Here is a 1,802-nt window from a genome sequence, read left to right as displayed (position 1 = left end):
ACGCCCGACACGCCGTTGCTGGATACGGTTGCCACGCCCGAGGATCTTCGCAGGCTGAAGCCTGGCCAGTTGCGCCAGTTGGCGGATGAGCTGCGATCGGAGGTGATTTCGGCGGTGGGGGTGACGGGGGGTCACCTGGGTTCGGGGCTTGGGGTGGTCGAGCTGACGGTGGCGCTGCATTATGTGTTCGACACGCCCGACGACAAGCTGATCTGGGACGTGGGGCATCAATGCTATCCGCACAAGATATTGACGGGTCGTCGCGACCGCATCCGGACGCTGCGGATGGGGGGTGGGCTGTCGGGGTTCACCAAGCGTGCGGAGAGCGACTATGATCCGTTCGGGGCGGCGCACAGCTCGACCTCGATCTCGGCGGCGCTGGGGTTTGCGATCGCCAACAAGCTGAAGGATCAGCCGGGCAAGGCGATCGCGGTGATCGGCGACGGCGCGATGAGCGCGGGCATGGCGTATGAGGCGATGAACAACGCCGAGCCGGCGGGCAACCGGCTGGTGGTGATTTTGAACGACAACGACATGTCGATCGCGCCGCCGGTGGGTGGCCTGTCCGCCTACCTCTCGCGCATCGTGTCGAGCCGGGAGTTTCTGGGGCTGCGCGAGACGCTGAAGAAGGTGGCGCGGCGGCTGCCGCGGCCGCTGCATTCGGGGCTGCGCAAGACGGATGAGTTCGCGCGCGGCATCACGATGGGCGGGACGTTGTTCGAGGAGCTCGGCTTTTACTATGTCGGGCCGATCGACGGGCATAATCTCGACCATCTGATCCCGGTGCTCGAAAATGTCCGCGATGCCGAGGAGGGGCCGATCCTGGTCCATGTCGTGACCAAGAAGGGCAAGGGCTATGCCCCGGCGGAGGCGTCGGCCGACAAATATCACGGCGTCCAGAAGTTCGACGTGATCACCGGCGCGCAGGACAAGGCGCCGCCGGGACCGCCGAGCTACCAGAATGTGTTCGGCGAGACGCTGGCGAAGCTGGCGGAGACCGACGACCGCATCTGTGCGATCACCGCGGCGATGCCGTCGGGGACGGGAGTGGACAAGTTCGCAAAGGCGCATCCGGACCGCGCGTTCGACGTGGGCATTGCCGAACAGCATGCGGTGACGTTCGCGGCGGGACTGGCGGCACAGGGGATGCGGCCGTTCTGCGCGATCTACTCGACCTTCCTGCAGCGCGCCTATGACCAGGTGGTGCACGATGTCGCGATCCAGAACCTGCCGGTCAGGTTCGCGATCGACCGCGCCGGGCTGGTCGGCGCGGACGGGTGCACCCATGCGGGCAGCTTCGACGTCACCTATCTGGCGACGCTGCCCAACTTCGTGGTGATGGCGGCGGCCGACGAGGCCGAGCTTGTGCACATGACCTATACCGCGGTGTGCCACGACACCGGGCCGATCGCGGTGCGCTATCCGCGCGGCAACGGGGTGGGCGTGGCGCTGCCCGAGGTGCCCGAGCGGCTCGAGATCGGCAAGGGGCGGATGGTGCGTACCGGGCACAAGGTGGCGATCCTGTCGCTGGGCACGCGGCTGGCGGAGGCGGTGAAGGCGGCCGACGCGCTCGAGGCGAGGGGGCTGTCGACGAGCGTCGCGGACCTGCGCTTTGCCAAGCCGCTCGACGAGGAACTGATCCGCCGGCTGCTTGCCACCCACGAGGTCGCCGTCACGATCGAGGAAAACGCAATCGGCGGGTTCGGCGCGCACGTCCTCACCCTCGCCAGCGACATGGGCCTGATCGACCACGGCCTCAGGCTGCGCACCATGCGCCTGCCCGACCTGTTCCAGGACCAGGA

At 67.4% G+C, this 1,802-nt stretch carries 1 protein-coding gene; it reads left to right on the top strand.

Features of this window, described 5'->3' with window-relative positions; genetic code table 11:
- Positions 1 to 1,802 (top strand): 1-deoxy-D-xylulose-5-phosphate synthase (dxs, locus tag AX709_RS05680; RefSeq protein ID WP_082731644.1); only part of this gene is annotated, 1,802 nt, incomplete at both ends.

The organism is Sphingomonas sp. CCH15-F11 (genome assembly GCF_001557005.1).
Taxonomy (GTDB): domain Bacteria; phylum Pseudomonadota; class Alphaproteobacteria; order Sphingomonadales; family Sphingomonadaceae; genus Sphingomonas.
Note: the sequence above shows the minus strand (reverse complement) of the source record. Positions and strands in the feature narration are given on the sequence as shown.